We start from the raw sequence: 19,381 nt of genomic DNA on the forward strand, positions 1-19,381 counted from the left end.
CACCTGTTTTTAGTTATCGGTTCTGACGTCTTATTGATTTAAATCATAGCTTTTACCTTTGACTAAATACAAGATACTTTCTGCAATGTTGGTCAAATGATCTCCAAAACGTTCGATGTATCGAGCAATAAAAGCAATTTGCATGATGAGCTGAATTTTTTGTGGATTTGTTGCAGACATACTTAACATTCTCGCTAAGACTTCACCAAACGTTTGGTCAATCGAGTCATCAAGTTCAGATAATTTCTTGGCTAACTTGTGATCTTCAGTTAAATAACTCTCTACTGCTAAGTCGACCATTTCATATGCAACATTACACATATCCTTTAAAGAAGGATCGATGTCTAATTGATGATCCTCACCTAAATGAAGGGTTGAGCGAGCAATATTTTTAGCGTTATCTGCCATTCGTTCCAAATCTGTGGAAACTCTAATCGCCACAATTAACTTTCTTAAATCTGTTGCAACAGGTTGCTGTTTAGCAATGAGTAAGATAGCAGCTTCATTGATTGCTAAATCAAGCTCATCAATCTTTTCATCTTCTTTAATCACTTGTCTTGCTAATTCTAGATCCTTATCATATAGAGATTTAACAGCTTGTTCGAGCTGCAGACGCGCGCTTTTAGCCATTTCCACTAATTCATTCCTTAAAACCTGTAATTCAAGATCAAATTGTTCACGTACTGACATAGCAAATGCCCTCCCTTTAGCCAAAGCGGCCAGTAATGTAATCCTCTGTGCGCTGATCTGCTGGTGTAGAAAATAAACGGTTTGTCTCATTTAATTCAATCAACTCACCATTTAGCATAAATGCTGTTCGATCAGAGATTCGAGCAGCCTGTTGCATATTATGGGTGACAATAATAATGGAATAGTCTTTCTTTAATTCTTGAATTAATTGCTCTACTTTTAATGTTGATTTAGGATCTAACGCAGAAGTGGGTTCATCCATTAAAATTACATCTGGTTCGATAGCTAAAGCCCGAGCCATACATAAGCGTTGTTGTTGTCCACCTGAAAGTCCATATGCATTCTCTTTCAAACGATCCTTGACTTCATCCCAAATTGCTGCTGATCGTAAACTTTTTTCAACAATTTGATCAAGTATTTTTTTATTTTTTATCCCATGAATTCTAGGACCATAAGCAATATTATCATAAATAGATTTAGGGAATGGATTTGGCTTTTGAAAAACCATTCCGACTTTTGTTCTTAACTCCTCAACTCGAAAACTTTTATCCAAAATATTTCGATCACGATATTGAATATTTCCTGATAAGCGAACTATTTCAACAAGCTCAACCATACGATTTAATGTTTTAAGTAAGGTTGACTTCCCGCAACCAGATGGACCAATAATAGCCGTTACTTCCCGTTCATAAATGGGCAAGTTAATATTTTTCAATGCGTGTGTGTCACCATACCACAAATTTAGGTCATCCGTGTTAAACACCGTTTTCTTAGCTTCAACTTCTTTTTCTTTATCTAAACCAATGACTAATTTAAAATTCATAGTTTTGCTTCCCCTTTAACTAGTATCTTTGCTGAAATTTATTTCTGATTATAATCGCAACTGAATTCAATACAACTAGCATGACTAGCAAGACGATGATTGTTGCGGCTGCAAGGTTAGCATATTCACTGACTAAAGATGAATCCAATGTCCAATAATATATTTGCATCGGTAAAACAGTAAAACGATCAAACAATCCTGTTGGAAATGGGATTAATAAAGCAGGAATTCCTAGTACAACAAGTGGTGCAGTTTCTCCAATAGCACGTGATAAGGCAAGAATTGATCCTGTTAAAATACCTGGCATGGCAGCTGGGAGAATAATATTTTTAACTGTTTCCCACTTTGTTGCACCAAGACCATAAGACGCTTCACTTAAATAACCAGGTACTGCGCGAATCGCTTCTTGACTTGACACAATGACAATTGGAAGAACTAAAAGAGACATGGTCAGACCGCCAGCTAAAACAATGTTTCCTAAACTCAATGTTTTTACAAATATAGTCATCCCTAAAATACCATAAACAATTGATGGGACACCGGATAAATTTGAAATATTCGTTTCGATAATTGATTGTAGTTTTCCTTTCCTGGCATAAAGCTCATTATAAATGGCTGTGCCTATCCCTAGGATCATTGTAATCGGAATGACAACACCCATTAACCAAAGCGTCCCAAGAATCGCTCCCATAATCCCCGCTCGATCTGGCTCAGTCGATAATCGATTGGTTAAAAAGTCAAAATTAAGAAAACCGATCCCGTCAACTAAGACTCGATAAATTAAAACAGCTAAAACAAGAACACCAAACGTTGTTGCGAGAAAAAATAATTCTTTTAATAGATGATTCAAAAAAATTCGTTTTTTCATTTTTTGATAAACCAAATCATGTTCAATATATTTCATTTAATATTCCTCCTTAAATCGATGAGAAATATAGCGTGCTAGAATATTCATCAGTAAAGTAAAAACAAATAAAGTCATTGCTACGGCATAAAGACTATAATAAAGTGGTGATCCAGCCGGAGCATCTCCACTAGCTATCTCAACAACATATGCAGTCATCGTCTGCATCGATTGCGTGAGGTCGAAAGTGAGGTTTTTTGAACTCCCACTTGCGATCGTGACAATCATTGTCTCCCCAACCGCTCGAGAAATACCTAATACAAAAGAAGCAACAATGCCAGATAATGCAGCCGGAATAACAACTTTAAATGTCACTTCTAATTTCGTCGCCCCTAAACCCAGTGCACCTTCACGCATTGCGTTAGGAACAGAGCTCATCGCATCTTCAGAAAGAGAAGCGATCATCGGAATAATCATCACACCCATGATCAGACCAGGACTTAATATATTTGTTGCCCCTAACTCTGGAATGAATTCACGTAATAAGGGGGTTACAAATGTGAAAGCAAAAAAACCATAAACAATTGTAGGAATCCCTGCTAATAACTCTAAAATGGGTTTCAGAACCCGTCTGAGACGGTCACTCGCATACTCACTTAAAAATATTGCAGTCATCATTCCAATCGGTCCAGCGACTAACATGGCAATAACTGATGAAATAATCGTTCCATTGATTAAAGGTAACACCCCAAATTCAGGATTTTGACTTAATGGCTTTAGGATTTTTCCAGTGAAAAAATCAATGATTGAAACATGTTGAAAGAATTCAATTGTTTCAGTTACAAGAACAAGTACTATTCCAATCGTCGTTAAGATAGATATAAAAGCAATGGCAAATAAAATTTTTGGAATAGCTTTCTCCTCAAATATAAGTGAACGATTTGATTTCATATGTTCAGTCATTAAATCGTTCTTTTGAATGCTATCTTTTTCTTCATTCGTATGTTTGGTAAACATTTACACCCTCCTTTTTTCCGCAAAGAAGAAACCACTATAAACCTTGTAATAACTCAACCTCTGCTTCAATTTCTTCGCTTGGTAATGGTGCAAAGCCTCTCATTTCAGAAAAATCATTGACATTTTCCATTAAAAAAATGGAAAAATCTAAAACTTCAGGTTTTGCCTTGGCTCGATTTAAATTAAGATAGGTGAAAATAGGTCGCGTAAACTTGGCATATTCACCTTGTTCAGCAATCGTAGCAAAACTGGGTTCGACAGGGCCTTGACCAAAATTAATCTTTACCGCAGTTATTTGATCTTGATTATTAACATAGTAGCCAAAACCAAAAAATCCAACAGCATTCTTATCCTCACTCACGAGAGCAACTAACGTTGAATAATCCTGTTGCAAATTAACATCAGCTTTTAAGTCCACTCCTTCTAAAATACTTTCATAAAAGAATTCGTAGGTGCCATGATTTTCATTGGGACCATATAGATTAATTTTTTCATCTGGCCAATTTGGATTGATATCTGACCAATTGTTAATATCTCCATCAGACCGAAAAATGTTAACAATCTCTTGATCTGTTAATTCTGTCGCCCAATCATTGTCTGGATGAATAACGAATGTCAGCCCGTCGAGGGCAATCTTTAATTCTCTTACTTCTATACCAGCTTTAACAGCCGTATCAAGTTCATCCTCAGTTATTCTTCGTGAGGCATTGTTAAAGTCTGTCCCATTTTCAACAATGAATTTTTGAAAACCTGCGCTCGTTCCTGAACGAGAGACTTCAACCGATACATCTTGTTGTTCAACATACATATATTCTTCAGCAACCCTTGCCATCAGTGGATAAACAGTGCCTGAGCCATCGATAGCAACACGTCCAGATAAGGCATTGGGATCATCATTTCCTCTTCCACTACAAGCTACTAAACTAACAAATACCATCAAGATTACAGTCAATAAGATTGTTTTTTTCAATCATTTCACTCCTGATCTCTTTAATATAATCTTATTTCCTATCATAATTTCATCATAACGCATCATTTTGAAGTTAACGTTAAGTCCATGTAAACAATATGTAAATTTTAAATAGGAAATCTTCATTAGTGTGTGTTCAAAAAGGAGGATGAAAAATATATCGTTGGCTAAAGATGCCACATCCTATTACAGAACTTTTGATGTGATGAGTAAGCACCTATTACTACGGTGGGACGAGTAACCGCACCAAAGAAAGTCACGAAGGATTTGCAAGGTTAGAAAAACTTGGCTTATCGCTGAGTCTTTATGGCGAATGCCATCATTTGACTTATACAAATCTTTTATTTCTTTGATCGTGCAAGAATAAGTGTCTTATTGATTCTGTATCCCAGTCCTAGGGCGTTTTGGTAGTTAATCAAAGGTCTCCTGTTCTCGATGTGTCATTTTCACCAGACTTTTTTGAACAGCCTTAATTAATTATATTATTATCTGTAGCATCTTATACTTTGGCTAAGATAAAAGAGACTGATCAATAAGCAGCAAAATATAAAGCGAAACTTCAATCAGTGGGAGTTTTTCGACACACAGGTCTTTTCAGTGAGACGAGTAATCGCAAATCACTTCGATGGGACGAGTAACCGCACCGCATTAAGGAAGGCAACTTTAGCACTCACATCGCAAGAATAAGTGTCATTCTTATTCTGAGTCCCAGGTCTATTTGATAAGGCGATTAACCACAAATGCCTTCGGTAGGACGAGTAAACTATGAAACATTGACACTATTAAAAAACTCGGATGATCACCCAGTTCTTATATTAAAATTCTAAGTTTTATTTATCCTGTTAGGGTAGAATAATGGTAATTATATTTTTAGGAAGGATTAATTTTTATGTTTGAAATAACTATACAAGAATAGAATGATCTTGTGAGCAGTGTTAATAGTATAGCGGACAAAACTTAGCGACAACTCAGTGAGGTGAACAGCTATTTTAGAGAGCTAAATAGTACATTGACTATTACAAATGTTATCTTAGCAGTTATCGCCCTATACCTTATAGCTTTAGTCATTATTGAATGGATTAAATACAAAAAGAAATAATAGCTAACAGAGTAATTTTCATTGATTTTAGTTGCTTGTTTTTGCATGTTACTAAGGTGTAATAGATACTGTAATTAGCTGAAGAGATGCCTTTAACTTTAAGAAGTGTTTGTTGCTTTTGATATTTTTCATTGTAAATTAGATTGACGTTTGAAAAGTTTATAGCTGACTAATATCACTAATAATCCAACTATAAAAGTAGTCAAAATACCTGTTGTATAATTAAAAGCTGTATTCCACGTTTGCAACTGTATTTCTTTTGTGATCACTTGATCAATCTTTAAGTATTGAAACGGATTGTATGGGTTTTGAATCAACAACCCAAGATAACAAGTGATTCCTGTTAGAAGTGCTGTTAGAATCGGCTCTCTACTCCATTGGGAAAAGAAATAATATAAACCATAAATTAATAAACTACTTGTAAAGGCAAGTAAAAAAGCTTTGGAGAAATATGTTTTTAAGGTGATGAAATGAAAGGTATCTAGATTTTGATTATCCGCCATTACATCAGTTGTATAGCCGTCATAGACAAGTACGGGATAGTCAAGACTTCCAAAATGATCGACCACAGTCGCCACAATTAATGGTAAAGCAATCATCACAATGACATAAAGAAACAAAGCTAAATAACCTGCTGAAAATTTGGCGATCAATAATCGTCCTTGATCAAAAGGTAGAACTTGATGGAATCTGATTTTTTGTGTTTTTTTCTGCAGCTCTGAAGAAAAAGTATTACCAAAGATAAAGCAACCGATTAAGATCACCGCTGGAAGATAAAGATTTTGAATCAACTGATACAAATAGTAAACCCCTTTTGTACTATAACGGCTCGTTGTTTCTTCCCACAATTCTTTGGTAGGCTCAGTAAAATCATCATACGCTGTCGCTAAATACATAGTGGAAGTTGTTTTTTGGACAAAAGGAGCGATCTGATTTTCAACCAAATACTGTAATTCTTCATAGGTTGCACGCAGGGTAAAATTATTAATATATTGATCATGAAAGGTTTGACCTTCCAATGATTTATTTGCCTCTATATATGATTTGAGTGAATCTGCTTGATCTTGTAAAATTTGTTCAAATTCTTCTGATTGATAAGCCTTTTTTGCACTTAGCTGCCTTTCATTCGCTTGCTGAATAAGATCTTCTCTCATCTTTATCTCTTCAATCCATGCATCATCATCTGCTTCAATCGCCAGCTCGGATTCAATCGCTAAGTCTTCAACATTTAACAAGGTAGAATGTATGATCCAATCAAAATGATCTAACACCTGTTGACGCGTCGTTGCTGTCATGACCATTTGAAAACCATACAGAACTATGATAGCAATTAACGTGACAGCAACCAAAAACCAAATCGTTTTCTGTTTTAATAGTTTTTTGAATTCAAATAAAAATAATGTTTTCATAATGATCTCCTGCTTTAATGACTTTTTCACTATCTATCGCATTTACGTTTGAAAAATTTATAATTTGCTAACACAAATAATAACCCAATAAGAAAAGTAAGCAGTATACCTGTTGTGAAATTAAAAGCTGTATTCCACGTTTGTAACTGTATTTCCTGTGTGATCACCTGATCAATCTTTAAATATTGAAACGGATTGTATGGAGCTGGAATCAACAACCCAAGATAACAAGTGATACCTGTTAGAAGTGCTGTTAGGATTGGTTCTCTGCTCCATTGGGAAAAGAAATAATATAAACCATAAATTAATAAACTGCTTGTAATAGCAAGGAGAAATGCTTTGGAGAAATAGGTTTTTAACGTAATAAAATGAAAGGTATCTAGATTTTGATTATCCGCCATTACATCAGTTGTATAGCCATCATAGACAAGTACGGGATAGTCAAGACTTCCAAAATGATCGACCACAGTTGCCATAATTAATGGTAAAGTAATCATCACAATAACATAAAGAAACAAAGCTAAATAACCTGCTGAAAATTTGGCGATCAATAATCGTCCTTGCTCAAAAGGTAGGACTTGATGAAATCTGATTTTTTTCGTTTTTTCCTGCATTTCTGAAGAAAAAGTATTGCCAAAGATAAAACAACCGATTAAAATAACGGCGGGAAGATAGAGGTTCTGAATCAACTGATACAGATAATAAACCCCTTTTGTACTATATCGATTCGTTATTTCTTGCCAGTGTTCTTGTGCAATTCCAGTAAAGTCATCATACGCTGTAGATAAAAACATCGTATAATAATCATTTTGGACGAAAGGGTCAATTTGATTTTCAAGCAAATACTGCTTTTCAGCGTAAGTGGCACGGTGAGTGAAGTTACTGACAAGTTGATCTTGCTCACCGATCGAGTATCCTGACCCATTATAAGGATCTATATACACTTCAAGAAAATCCAATTGATTTTGCAACATTTGTTCAAAATCACCTGCTTGATAATCTTCCTTTATGCGTAGCCTTTTTTCATATCCTTGATGAGCGTTATTTTCCATTATCTTTGCTTCTTCCAACCATGCTTCATCATCGGCTTCAATGGCTTGTTCTTGTTCGTGCGCATAGCCTTCAATACTTTCCAAATTTAAATGAATGAGGAAATCGTATTGATCTAACATTTGTTGACGGGTCGTTGCTGTCATGACCGACTGAAAACCATACAGAACTAAGATGGCAATCATCGTGACAGCAACCAAAAACCAAATCGTTTTCTGTTTTAATAGTTTTTTGAATTCAAATAAAAATAATGTTTTCATACATGTCCCCGCCTTTTACTCACCGCAATGGATAGCAAGAGCAAAACAATTGTACAGGCTATATTTGCAACCACCGCAAGACCTGATCCAGCAATCGTTTGAGTTATGGCTACATCTAATTTTTGATAGAGCCAGGGAAACCACTGATTAATAAAGCCTTGACTGATCGTGATCTCTGCCATAATAAATAAAGAAAAAAGACTGCCTTGCACCAGCAAAGATCGTTTGAGTAAAAAGCTAAAGAACGTAAACCACGTGACGAGCATCATCAAATATAATAACCCATAGCCGATCGCTTGTTGTAAGTAATCCCCAGCTTGAATAAAACCCGCCGTCTGGGTATCAAAGGGATAATTAAACGGTTGGTCAACACCTTTCCCCAGCCATGATGAAATGAGTAGCGTGGTGCCGATCACAGACACAAACCAAATCACAGCACTGATAATCATCATCAGCCACTTGGCTAACACCATCCGGAGAGGAGAAATCGGTAGACCATAAGTTAATTTAACCGTTTGATCATCAAATTCCTTAACGATCGGTAAACCTATGAGAACAATTAGGATAAAAAATCCGAATGAATTAAAAAATAATAATACAACCTGTTTACTAAACACAGCCGGCTGGATCGAGGTATGGAGATCCTCTTTTGGTAAACCGATACGAATCAGCTCATGATTTAACGTCATCTCCGCTTCCATCTCACTAACTGACAATGGAAATTGTTTATTCAATTCATGGTAATAGATCGCTAATTCGTAAGCCTCGTTTTCCAACTGCAACGCTGCTAATGCTTGATCCTCATCAATCGCTTCGACCCATTCATCGATCTTACTGTACAAAGCCCGTCCTGCTTCAACCTCTTCCTCTAATACAGGATCCCCTTCCTCACCCATTTCCTGTAATTCGGACTCATCTGTAATGACAGTCTTCCGCACATTCAAACTGTATTGTTGAATTTGAGACATCTTTTCAGCTTTAATAATATCTTGGTAGATAAAGTTACGAGCAAATAAACCGAGAACCAACCCAATCGAAAGTAACAAAAAGATAACAAATAAACGAGAGCGCCAGAGTTTCTTGAATTCAAATTTAAGCACATTCATCGCTTAACTCCGCTGCCCAAAATACGTTTCATATAACTTTTCAGAGCCAGAGACTTCCTTTTGCAAGTCTAAAATCGATAGCCCTTGACTCTGAATCGTTTGAATACAGCCATCCAACATCTGTTCATCGCCTTGAACCTTTAGAATAGCGTCATGTTGTTCAACCACATAACCCGCCTTAGTCAGCAACTGCTTGCCCTGTTCTAGGTTAGACAATTTAAAGTGATAGGATATTTCATTGTGATCTGCCCGATTGACTTCGATTAGCTTTCCATCTTTCAAAAAGATGATTTGATTGGTTACTCGATCGATCTCAGCTAAGTTATGGGAAGATAAAATCACCGTTGTTCCATTGCGGTCTAAATCAAGCAGAATGTTTCGAATCCGAATCGCACTGGATGGATCTAGACCCGTTAAGGGCTCGTCCATAAATAAAAGCTTCGGCTGATTGACTAAAGCAATGGCGACGAGTAAATGTTGCTTCATCCCTAGTGAATAGTCGCCAACCTTTTTATTCAAATAATTAGACATGCCAACATAATCAGCAACTTCATCGACACGTTTTTTCGGAAGTTGATGGCTATCACTGATATATTTCAAATGGTCATAACCCGTTAAGTAATGGAATAGGACGGTATGATCTTGAAGATAAGCGACTTGCTTAAAGACGTGATAGGATTTATTTGATTGGTCAAGTAAGGTAATCGCTCCTGAATTAATCGGAATGATGTGGCAAATACAATTGAGCAAGGTTGTTTTTCCAACTCCGTTCGGCCCGACTAAAGCATAAATCCCTGGTTGATCAATTGTTAAACTGACATTGTCAATCACTGTTTGTGTTTTATAGCGTTTGCTAACTTGGTCTAATTGGAGAATAGCGATTTGAACCACCTCTAATCGTCTTATTATTCTGAAAATATAATTAAAATGGATAATACAATATAAATATACCATTATTTTCACATTAGAAAAATGAATCTGGGTATACATTCACTATTTGTTCACATATTTTAAAAAAGATAACAATATTCCTGGTTTTCTATCAAAAAGCTTCCACTAAATCATTAAATTAACAAAACAAGTGGCTCTTTTATCACAGATAACGGGCGCTAATGTCCTGTGGCAACACCTGCATGATCTACGTCCTATAGACCCCCGTCTCCGTGGAAAGCACCGATCCTTAATATTTGAATCTTAGCATGCTATTTATCATTTTGAAATGGATTTACTTAATCAATTTTATTAACCTGACAACATTGCTGCGATTACTCACCCCATCCAAAAGACTTGGGACTGCGGTTACTCGTCCCACCGAAAAGATTTGTGCGTCGAAAAATTCCCACTGATTGAAGTTTCGCTTTATAAGTAAATCAAATCCATTTTATTTTTATAAGTATTCTATGGATAATAAAGAAAATACACATGAAAATAATCGGAACGACGGCAATTAAAAAAATGTAACCAAAATAAAAATACGCCAGATGATCACCCCCAGATAATAAGTATTCATAGTCATCAACTTGTTTTAATGCTCCTCCTCTTGTAATAAGATATTGACCTGAAAAATAGATTAAAAGTGGATAAACTAAAAGTAAGGAAGAATATAAGTAATGCCCTTTCTTTAGGAAAAAATATATAATGAATACAAGAAAAATCAGTAGAAGGATAATAAATACAGCTAATAATATAATAGATAGTATTAAAGAAATATGAATCACCTCATCTTACGTTAAGTTTAACATATTTTCATATCCCCATTTTCGAACTACTTACCACTTAATTTCTAACGAAATTTGAAGTGGGAGTCTTCTGTCGAAAATCGGATAAAATGAAACTTCAATCAATGGGAGTTAGGCCTACAAGGTGTGGGTCATGCAGATGTTTTCGGTGAGACGAGTAATCGCACTAAGGAAAACTACGGAGCTTTACACCGCAAGAATAAGTGGTTTTCTTATTCTGAGTCCCAGGACGCCGCGAACTTAGTCTACGTTTCCCCTCCCACTGATTGGGACGGAGACTGGGGCTGTAATTATTCGACCCTTTGAAACCCATTGTTGTTTCAGATTTTATGGACGATTATCTATGATAAAGGGATGTTGAAGGTCATATCAAAAAACTAATGACTATGAATGCGTACTAAGTAACTAGTTATGTTTGGCTATCTTTTTTTCTTCTATTTCCCACAAAGACAGCCAAGCATTTTTTATCAATACATTAAATTCTATCAGAAATTTAAAATGACTTTCTGATTTAGAGTGGTTTCTTTTCCAGTCTTTTTAATAAGCCATATTGAATAAGCGCTGTGTATCCCATTGTTGATACTATTAGTAAAGAGATATGCTTTGTTGTCACTTTAACTAAATGGTCTTTTAAATAAAGAAGTTGAAAAGGATTCCACCATCTATTGGGATCATAGTGGGATTCTGAATAAAAGGCAATACCTAACACAATGACCAAGTAAAGAATTCCACTGAATATCGGATTTTTCATGTAGATTAGGATACATTCAAATAGCTGCATTAAGAATGGATAGAGTAGGATGACTGACAATAAAACGACGCCTATAAAGCTTGCGATACTAATCGTTTCTCCCTCTGATAGAAAAATAAATGGAGATGACATTGAACCTTCTAGACTTGCCCCTTCGACAAAATTATCTTGAAAAGGATGAATCAGCAAACGACTGATTCCAAGCGAAAAGACGATCCCGATGATAAACAATGAAAAAGCAACGGCTTGATGGGCATAAATCCATTTTCGTTTACTCACTTGCTCTGCCAAATTAAATTGAAACGAATGATTCTCTACTTCGTTAATTAAGATTAATGAACTGACGATGACAAGTAACGACAATACGACAGGGTTAATCAGAAATTCAGCCGTTAAAGCGATAAAATGCGGTGTATTTAAAGAACTGTCCCTTAACTCAAATGGTTCCTCCATTTCATATAACAGCTGATAGTATTGGTAATCCGCTTGTTCCGTGACACGACTATCATCCAAAACCTCTTCTAAATATTGCTCATAGTCATGGTTTATTTCATAATAATTCATCGTAGTCAAAAGGTATGCTTCATTACTCCCTGAAGATAAGGCCTCTAATCGGGACCGGATGACCTGATTGACTTCACTAGTCCTTCGATTTTCTTCACTGAGTTGATCGATTTCCTCCTCATTTCCTTCAGTCAACTCAAGCTCTTCAATCCGCATTGTATTCATCATCATTTCCGCTTCTAAGGAAATACTTTCTTGAAGAATCTGGTTATTTAATATTTGTCTCTCAGCAGGGAGTTGAAAGAGTTGAACGATCAAAATAATAGATACCAATATCAGGCATATAGAAAGGTGAAAAAATACAAAATGACTTTTCCATACTTTTTTGAACTCAAAAACGATTCTACTCATGATCATCACCTGAGGACTCAAATAAAGCTCTGTATCTATTTTCCGTGCCGACCACTTCTATTCTAATGTCAATAAAGTCAACCTCATTCTTCACAGCTTCCTTGATTAAATCAGCAGCTGAAGTTCCCGTCAACTCGATATCTATCTGAGTGTGCTCGACAACGTAGTTAAGTGATTGCTTCTCAAGCCATGCCAACGCCTGATCTAATGCCTCCTCTTTAAAGTAAAGACTCAATATTTCCTGTTTTGAACAGTCAGTTTCTTCATATAAGATTTTTTCGTCCTTAATAAAAAATACCTTATTTGTTATTTTATCAATTTCATTTAAATTATGAGAAGAAACGAGGATGGTTGTCCCTTCCTCACTTGCCTTAACAAGCGCTTCACGCATTAAAATCGTGCTTGTTGGGTCCAATCCATTTAGAGGTTCATCCAAAAGGAGAAATTTCGGCTTGCGAATTAAACCGATCGCTAAAAGCAAGCGTTGTTTCATCCCTAATGAATAGCGTTTCACCTTCTGGTTTAAATAACTCTCCATCCCTAAAAAATGCGCCATCTGTTCAATTTTTTCTTGATCAATGCCATGCATATCACAGATAAAGCTTAAATGATCATAGGCTGATAGATAAGGATACAAAACAGAGTTGTCCTGCACTAAAGCAATATGTTGTGTGACACTTTTGGCCTTTGTTTGCTCTTCACCAAAGAGCTCCATTTCGCCCTCGTAATAGGGATACAATTGTGCAATAATATACAACAATGTCGTTTTCCCTGCGCCATTCGGTGCCACAAGACCATAGATACCCCCTTGCTCAATCTTCATCTGAGCCTTTGAGAATACCGTATGTTTCCTAAAGCCAAAGGTTAAATCCTTGATTGATAAAATCATGCCCTATCCCTCCTAGACAAAATAGGTTTGTCTTTTTTTCCAGTTCCGATGGTAGAGGATACACCCACTGACCACTAATAAAATAATCCAGCCCCACAGATGCAGGATACCGTATTCAAACGTATGTAGATGAGAAAGACTTTGAAAAATGACACTTCCATTAATGATTCGATGGGTGTCAAAATAGGCAAACGGACTCGCATGATGCAACGGCAAGATTTGGCTCAATCCAACAAGTCCAAATCCGATCAAAGTCACGACCATTTCACTTCGGAAAAATTGTCCTAATAATAACGTAATAGCTAAAATAAACATCACACAACTAAAAATTAAAAATGCATTCTGAATGAGATAGGTGCCTAAGTACATCATACTTGTCTCATGTGTTTCAAGTGTATTGGGATCTGCAGGATATGAAAAGTGAAAAAGAGGATAGCGATAGCTACCAACTCCATTAAAAAATAAGCTTGTTCCAAATACGCCCATAATGGGTAAAAGAATCATGACCATCGATACGAGACAGAGCAAAATAAATTTAGTAAGATACAGTTTAACAGCGGTCACACCAGACATTTTTAACAAGGAAAGATGATTGCTGGATAGACTCTTTTCCATGACGGTCTGGGCACTAAGTAAAAAGACAATAAGAATAATTAATCCAATTTCATAATTCTCGATCAAGGCATACCATAGAACATGATTCCCTTTATCATAGTGACTTCGGTGCAGCGTCCACCGTGCATCTGCTTCCGTCATCGCTAAAAACCATGGCTCTAAGCTAGCGTTTATAACATCTGATCTGTACAGTTCATATTCATTTATTTGTAAGAAGATAGGATATCTAGGTTCAATTTCTTCTTCTAATAAATGATTTAGGTGGGTTAAATTACCTTTCTCCGTTTCATAATTTAAAGAAAATTCCTCCCCTGGAGCATGTGCTTCAAAACCACTTTGTTCTGGATCTGTCAATCTTTCAATATAGGTCAACAGATTTTCTTTATCTTCTTGATCAAATTCTCCATCAGGCCTCCCTAATACGGGATTGAGTACAATGGAAGCTATATCTCGATTATAGTCCACTTGCGTGGTGTGGAAGACATATAGAAAAACCCCAACTCCTGTTAGGAATAAAAAAATAAAGAAGAAAATTATAAAGTTCTTCTTCTTTATTTTTTTCCATTCAAAGCGAAAAAGGAAAAGAAATCTTTTAAAAGCTTCAGTATTTAGTATCCTCTCGAGTCCCATAAAATTTCACCACTTTCTAACGTAGCACTACCTCAATAGTATAATATACTTGTATATATTCTTATTCTGCCATCAACATTTTGAAACTCTACAGAAACTTCCACTATGCGAATGCTTTCTTACAGTGGTACTATAGCTTCTTGTTGATGGAAAGTTATTAGTGGAGCTGCCTCTTTTTAATGGAAAGCTGAGGTTTTGTCCGGCTGTCTCCAGAACTATTTTGCTCAACTGTTATATCTTCTGTTAGAATTTCTTTTGAACATTTAATGGTATATAATTTTTCTACAATGTATGTTGTTCTCTAATATCTTCCTATTCTCTCATTCTAACAAAATAAGAACTCCTATCAACTGTGAACAATATCGAGTTTTGTCGAATTCGGTCTATTCATATGTTTTTTAATAAAAGCAAGTTATAAAGTACAGTGTAAGGAAATAGACTTATACCCTTTTAATATCACCAAAAAATCTATCAGCTTAGCCGGATTGTCCAGGTAAAAAATGTCGTTAACAGACCTACTGTGACTGCTAAACTAGAGTAGACAGTTTTTGCTAGATAAAAAGACACACTTATTTACACAAAAATATTAATAATAAGAACTTCCATTGTACAATGTTTATATCAAAACATACAGAACAGTGGAGGACGTAAAGGTGGATAAGTGGGAAATGTATATGGAAATACATCAATTAATTAAAAAGGGTTTTAGTAAGACAAAGGTAGCTGAAAAACTAGGAATCTCAAGATCAACCGTTCATCGTTATCTAAAAAAGAATCCTTCGGATATGTCTAAGTGGGTTGATTCCATTCAAACCAGAAGTAAGAAATTAGATCCTTATAAAGAACTAATTTTATCCTGGCTAAGAGAACATCCAGATATGTCTGCGGCACAAGTAGAAGATTGGCTAAAAGAAAGATACGAAGATTTAGAAGTAGGTGAAAGTACGGTTCGCTCCTATGTTAGAGAACTTCGAGAGGAATATAAAATAAGAAAGGAAACTTCACCACGAATTTATGAGGCTATTCTCGATTCACCTATGGGTGAGCAAATACAAGTTGATTTTGGTCATACGAAACAGAAGGCAGCAGACAGTAAGGAAGTAAAATTAAACTTTATAGCATTTGTACTATCTAATTCTAGATATAAATATATGGAATGGTTGGATAGGCCATTTACTACCCAAGATGTCATTAAAGCACATGAAAATGCATTTAAGTGGTATGGAGGAATTCCAGGTGAATTGGTATATGACCAAGATAGTTTAATCGTTGTCAGTGAGAATGGTGGGGATTTAATTTTAACACAAGAGTTCCAACAATATAAAGAATCTAGGAATCTAAACCTTCGTGTTTGCCGCAAGGCGGATCCAGAGAGCAAAGGAAAAATTGAAAATGTAGTTGGATTTATTAAACATAATTTCGCTAAACATCGAGTTTTTCATAACATTGATTCTTGGAATGAACAAGGGTGGGAATGGCTTCATAGAACTGGAAACTATAAAATTCACCATACAACAAAAAAGAGACCGGTCGAAGTATTTTCCCTGGAAAGACAACACTTAAGACCAGTCACCAAAAATATAGATATAAAATATAACTATGAAAATAGTATATCAAGATGTGTCCATAAGGACAATACCATTCGATATTTATCTAACCGTTATACTCTACCATTGGGGACGTTTGGCAAGTACGAAACGGTCTGCATTAAGGAAACGGAGGAAAGAGAATTAATCATTTATAGCCCTGAAACAGGTGAAATCATAGCAAAGCATACGATCCCTGACGAGAAAGGGTTATTGATTAAAGATAGAAAACATAGCCGTGATAGAACAAAGGGTATTGATGCATTTATGAATACAGTTGCCGAGCATTTTAATGACAGTGAGATGGCTTATGATTATCTACAAGCAGTAAAAGGGAAGTACCCTCGATATATTAGGGATCAACTCCAAATGATAATAAAAGAGACAAAAACAAATAACAAAGAAATTCTATCAACAGCATTGAAAGAGTGTATAAAGAGGAATCTTTATGGTGCCACAGATTTTAGCGATGTCGTTGCCTATTTAAAACGACATCGACAAATGGAAGATACACCAAATGATACCGCTAAGAATGTAACACGAGTAAAAGGAGTTTCAGCTTGGGTTATGGAAACAGAAGCTCAAAAACGAGAAGTGAATGCCTATACTGCCATATTGGAAGGTGATCCAGTATGAGCCAGTTAAATCAATTACAAGAATTGATGAGAACTCTACGTTTAACAGAAACAGCAAATCACCTTCCTGCATTAATTAGAGAGGCTGAGCAAAAGGATTCCTCCTTTACTCAGTTCCTCCTAGATGTAGTAAAATATGAACAAACTCGCAGAGAAGAAAAGCAGTTAGAAAAACGATTTAAATGGGCTACATTTCCGTTCCAAAAGACATTAGAGGAATTCAATATAAAAGAACAGAAATCATTAAGCAATAAACATTTGAATAGGTTGAAGGATTTAACTTGGATAGAACAGTTACACAATATCATTCTATTAGGACCACCAGGTAGTGGGAAAACTCACATATCAATTGGATTAGGAATCGAAGCGTTAAACCAAGGTTACAAGGTTATCTTTACTACGATGGGAGACCTTATTCATGTATTAAAAACGGAAGAAATTACTCGAAAATCACAGACGAGAATGAAAAGAATAAGAGATGCAGACTTAGTTATTATTGATGATTTGATGTTTATGGCGATGGATTCACAGGAAGCTAATATGTTCTTCCACTTGATTAATGATTTATACAATCAATCATCCATCATTTTAACTTCAAATAAAGCACCTAAAGAGTGGGGAGAGCTATTAGGTGACCAAGCAATTACAACAGCTATATTAGATAGAATTCTACACCGAGTTGAAATCATTCATCTAAATGAAGATAGTTATCGAATGAAACATAGATCGACCATATTTGGGCAAGAAAGTGTTTCAAATTAATGAGCATAAATTGTGTCTTTTTACTTGACGGTCACACCTACCCATAATAAAAATATAATTAGAGCTAAGTTCAGATTTTTTTAGTGTAATTTTCTTTATAACAGAATTGCCCTACTTTTTAAATGTGTCCATTAGTTTTTACAACGCTCTTAATTTTAGATTGCGTAACCCGTTCACTATCAATAGAAAAAATACATCCTTCTGTTTGTTCACCTATACTACCTTATCCTAATCAACAAAACGATATGACGTACGTTTATTGTTTACTCCTCTTTTTTTCCAATAAACAAATGTAATGGTCAATGTAACAATTATTGCAATTAAATAAGGGATTGATAGGAAGAAAGCTACATAGGCAGGGGCGCTATACCCTTCATATTTAATACCCCAACGTATATCACTATAGGAAAGAGCTATATGACTACACATTACATGTGAGAGAATCAACGCTATTGTAATCCCGATTCCTGGGAAAAATGCTCGAAAATAGATAAAATGTTTTTTGATACTTTTAAGAGACCTTCTAGCATTTACGTACTCATTTTCCTTGTACTGTGTGTTTAATAATTTACGGCACTCCGAACAAGTTTCAGAATGCTTATATACCAACGCTCTGCTTTCCTCACTTGCAACCTTGGCGTTAACAAATGGTATTAAATCTTGTATAACTTGACAATTATTCATTATCCATCCTCCCTTACAAAATTTAATCACAGCAACCTTACCTCTACAAAAAATTAACTTGTGCAAAATTTACTGATAGCTAGAATCGTGAAGTAATTTCCAAAAACTCAATTCTTCACCATATTTGTTGATTACTATGTCTGAAAGCATTACAAATTCCTAATATCCACTGTTGTTATGAATAACAAAAACAACCTTTCACTACGAATAATAAAATTGATGAGAAAGCTTAATAGATTGTATGGATAATGAATCAAGATCCAAAAATAACAAGTGACACCTGTCAGAAGTATGTTCTCTAAACCATAGTAAAAAGCAATAAGACAAGCCATCATACTTGTAAAAGTAAGGGAAAAGACTTTTGGGAAATTCGTTTTTAGTGTGATAAATTGAAAGATATCTTGTTCTGCATTTAACATCGAATCTGTTGCAAATCCATCATAGATCAAAACATAGAAACAACAAAGGTGCGACTAATCAAAGAGACAAAAAATACTGGGGTAATCAAAGTACAGTTATACTTTCCCCCTCTCATATTTTCCCACACCCTTATTTTAGCAAAAAAGGGAATTCCAAACGACAATGAACCATGCTAGGACTTATGCAACAACATGCAAAAATACATATTCCAGAGTTGAACTTCATTAGTAATTAAAAATAAGAGTTTGAGACAAGGCATCATCTCATCTCAAACTCTTATGACTCCAGTATATGGGGAGATTCATTTTTTCTCTCTCTTCTTTCATATATCCAAAGACGAATTATTATTCCTGCATTCACGCATACTAAAGGTATAATAGAAACTTTATTCCCTAAATAAGTATCTAATCCAAATACTATCGTAGCTGCAAGAAAAAATACTAAAGAGAATATTCGATACAGAATTAGTTTTTTTCTACTCTTACTC

Annotated in this window: 15 protein-coding genes; 2 read left to right on the forward strand and 13 right to left on the reverse strand. The window is 35.4% G+C overall.

Annotated features, from left to right (window positions below):
- Nucleotides 1-30 precede the first annotated feature (30 nt).
- From phoU to ACS127_RS15635, 12 genes are all read right to left on the reverse strand, one after another.
- Complete coding sequence (gene phoU / locus ACS127_RS15580) at nucleotides 31-690, reverse strand: phosphate signaling complex protein PhoU (protein WP_440895940.1); 660 nt, start codon at nucleotides 688-690, stop codon at nucleotides 31-33.
- Nucleotides 691-706: 16 nt separating this feature from the next.
- Nucleotides 707-1,513 (reverse strand): phosphate ABC transporter ATP-binding protein PstB, encoded by an 807-nt coding sequence (pstB, locus tag ACS127_RS15585; protein ID WP_440895941.1) that lies wholly within the window; start codon nucleotides 1,511-1,513, stop codon nucleotides 707-709.
- 19 nt (nucleotides 1,514-1,532) lie between these two features.
- Nucleotides 1,533-2,417, reverse strand: a complete 885-nt coding sequence (gene pstA, locus ACS127_RS15590) for a phosphate ABC transporter permease PstA (RefSeq protein ID WP_440895942.1) — start codon at nucleotides 2,415-2,417, stop codon at nucleotides 1,533-1,535.
- Entirely contained in the window at nucleotides 2,418-3,308 is an 891-nt protein-coding gene (pstC, locus tag ACS127_RS15595; protein WP_440898159.1) for a phosphate ABC transporter permease subunit PstC, read from the reverse strand.
- A gap of 100 nt (nucleotides 3,309-3,408) precedes the next feature.
- Nucleotides 3,409-4,344 carry a PstS family phosphate ABC transporter substrate-binding protein gene (locus tag ACS127_RS15600; RefSeq protein WP_440895943.1) on the reverse strand — a complete coding sequence of 312 codons (936 nt, stop codon included), beginning with the start codon at nucleotides 4,342-4,344 and terminating at the stop codon, nucleotides 3,409-3,411.
- A 1,227-nt stretch (nucleotides 4,345-5,571) separates the two neighbouring features.
- Complete coding sequence (locus ACS127_RS15605; protein WP_440895944.1) at nucleotides 5,572-6,852, reverse strand: hypothetical protein; 1,281 nt, start codon at nucleotides 6,850-6,852, stop codon at nucleotides 5,572-5,574.
- Nucleotides 6,853-6,881: 29 nt separating this feature from the next.
- Nucleotides 6,882-8,162 carry a hypothetical protein gene (locus ACS127_RS15610; RefSeq protein ID WP_440895945.1) on the reverse strand — a complete coding sequence of 427 codons (1,281 nt, stop codon included), beginning with the start codon at nucleotides 8,160-8,162 and terminating at the stop codon, nucleotides 6,882-6,884.
- Nucleotides 8,159-9,268 (reverse strand): ABC transporter permease subunit, encoded by a 1,110-nt coding sequence (locus ACS127_RS15615; RefSeq protein WP_440895946.1) that lies wholly within the window; start codon nucleotides 9,266-9,268, stop codon nucleotides 8,159-8,161. The genes ACS127_RS15610 and ACS127_RS15615 overlap by 4 nt, the downstream gene beginning before the upstream one ends.
- Before the next feature lie 3 nt (nucleotides 9,269-9,271).
- A complete protein-coding gene (locus ACS127_RS15620) occupies nucleotides 9,272-10,222 on the reverse strand; it encodes an ABC transporter ATP-binding protein (RefSeq protein WP_440895947.1) in 951 nt (316 codons plus the stop codon).
- 1,296 nt (nucleotides 10,223-11,518) lie between these two features.
- Nucleotides 11,519-12,595 carry a hypothetical protein gene (locus ACS127_RS15625; protein WP_440895948.1) on the reverse strand — a complete coding sequence of 359 codons (1,077 nt, stop codon included), beginning with the start codon at nucleotides 12,593-12,595 and terminating at the stop codon, nucleotides 11,519-11,521.
- 70 nt (nucleotides 12,596-12,665) lie between these two features.
- On the reverse strand, nucleotides 12,666-13,562 hold the full coding sequence (locus tag ACS127_RS15630) for an ABC transporter ATP-binding protein (RefSeq protein ID WP_440895949.1): 897 nt from the start codon (nucleotides 13,560-13,562) through the stop codon (nucleotides 12,666-12,668).
- 12 nt (nucleotides 13,563-13,574) lie between these two features.
- Nucleotides 13,575-14,642, reverse strand: coding sequence for a hypothetical protein (locus tag ACS127_RS15635; protein ID WP_440895950.1), 1,068 nt, complete (start codon nucleotides 14,640-14,642; stop codon nucleotides 13,575-13,577).
- An 818-nt stretch (nucleotides 14,643-15,460) separates the two neighbouring features.
- Between ACS127_RS15635 and istA the strand changes: the two genes are divergently transcribed.
- Nucleotides 15,461-17,029 (forward strand): IS21 family transposase, encoded by a 1,569-nt coding sequence (gene istA, locus ACS127_RS15640; protein WP_440898046.1) that lies wholly within the window; start codon nucleotides 15,461-15,463, stop codon nucleotides 17,027-17,029.
- Entirely contained in the window at nucleotides 17,026-17,790 is a 765-nt protein-coding gene (gene istB, locus ACS127_RS15645) for an IS21-like element helper ATPase IstB (RefSeq protein WP_337020333.1), read from the forward strand. Before istA ends, istB begins: the two co-directional genes overlap by 4 nt.
- Before the next feature lie 228 nt (nucleotides 17,791-18,018).
- Here the strand turns inward: istB and ACS127_RS15650 are convergent, their stop codons facing one another.
- Complete coding sequence (locus ACS127_RS15650; protein ID WP_440895951.1) at nucleotides 18,019-18,474, reverse strand: zf-HC2 domain-containing protein; 456 nt, start codon at nucleotides 18,472-18,474, stop codon at nucleotides 18,019-18,021.
- Between the last annotated feature and the right edge of the window lie 907 nt (nucleotides 18,475-19,381).

This window comes from Amphibacillus sp. Q70, assembly GCF_052055485.1.
GTDB lineage: Bacteria > Bacillota > Bacilli > Bacillales > Amphibacillaceae > Amphibacillus.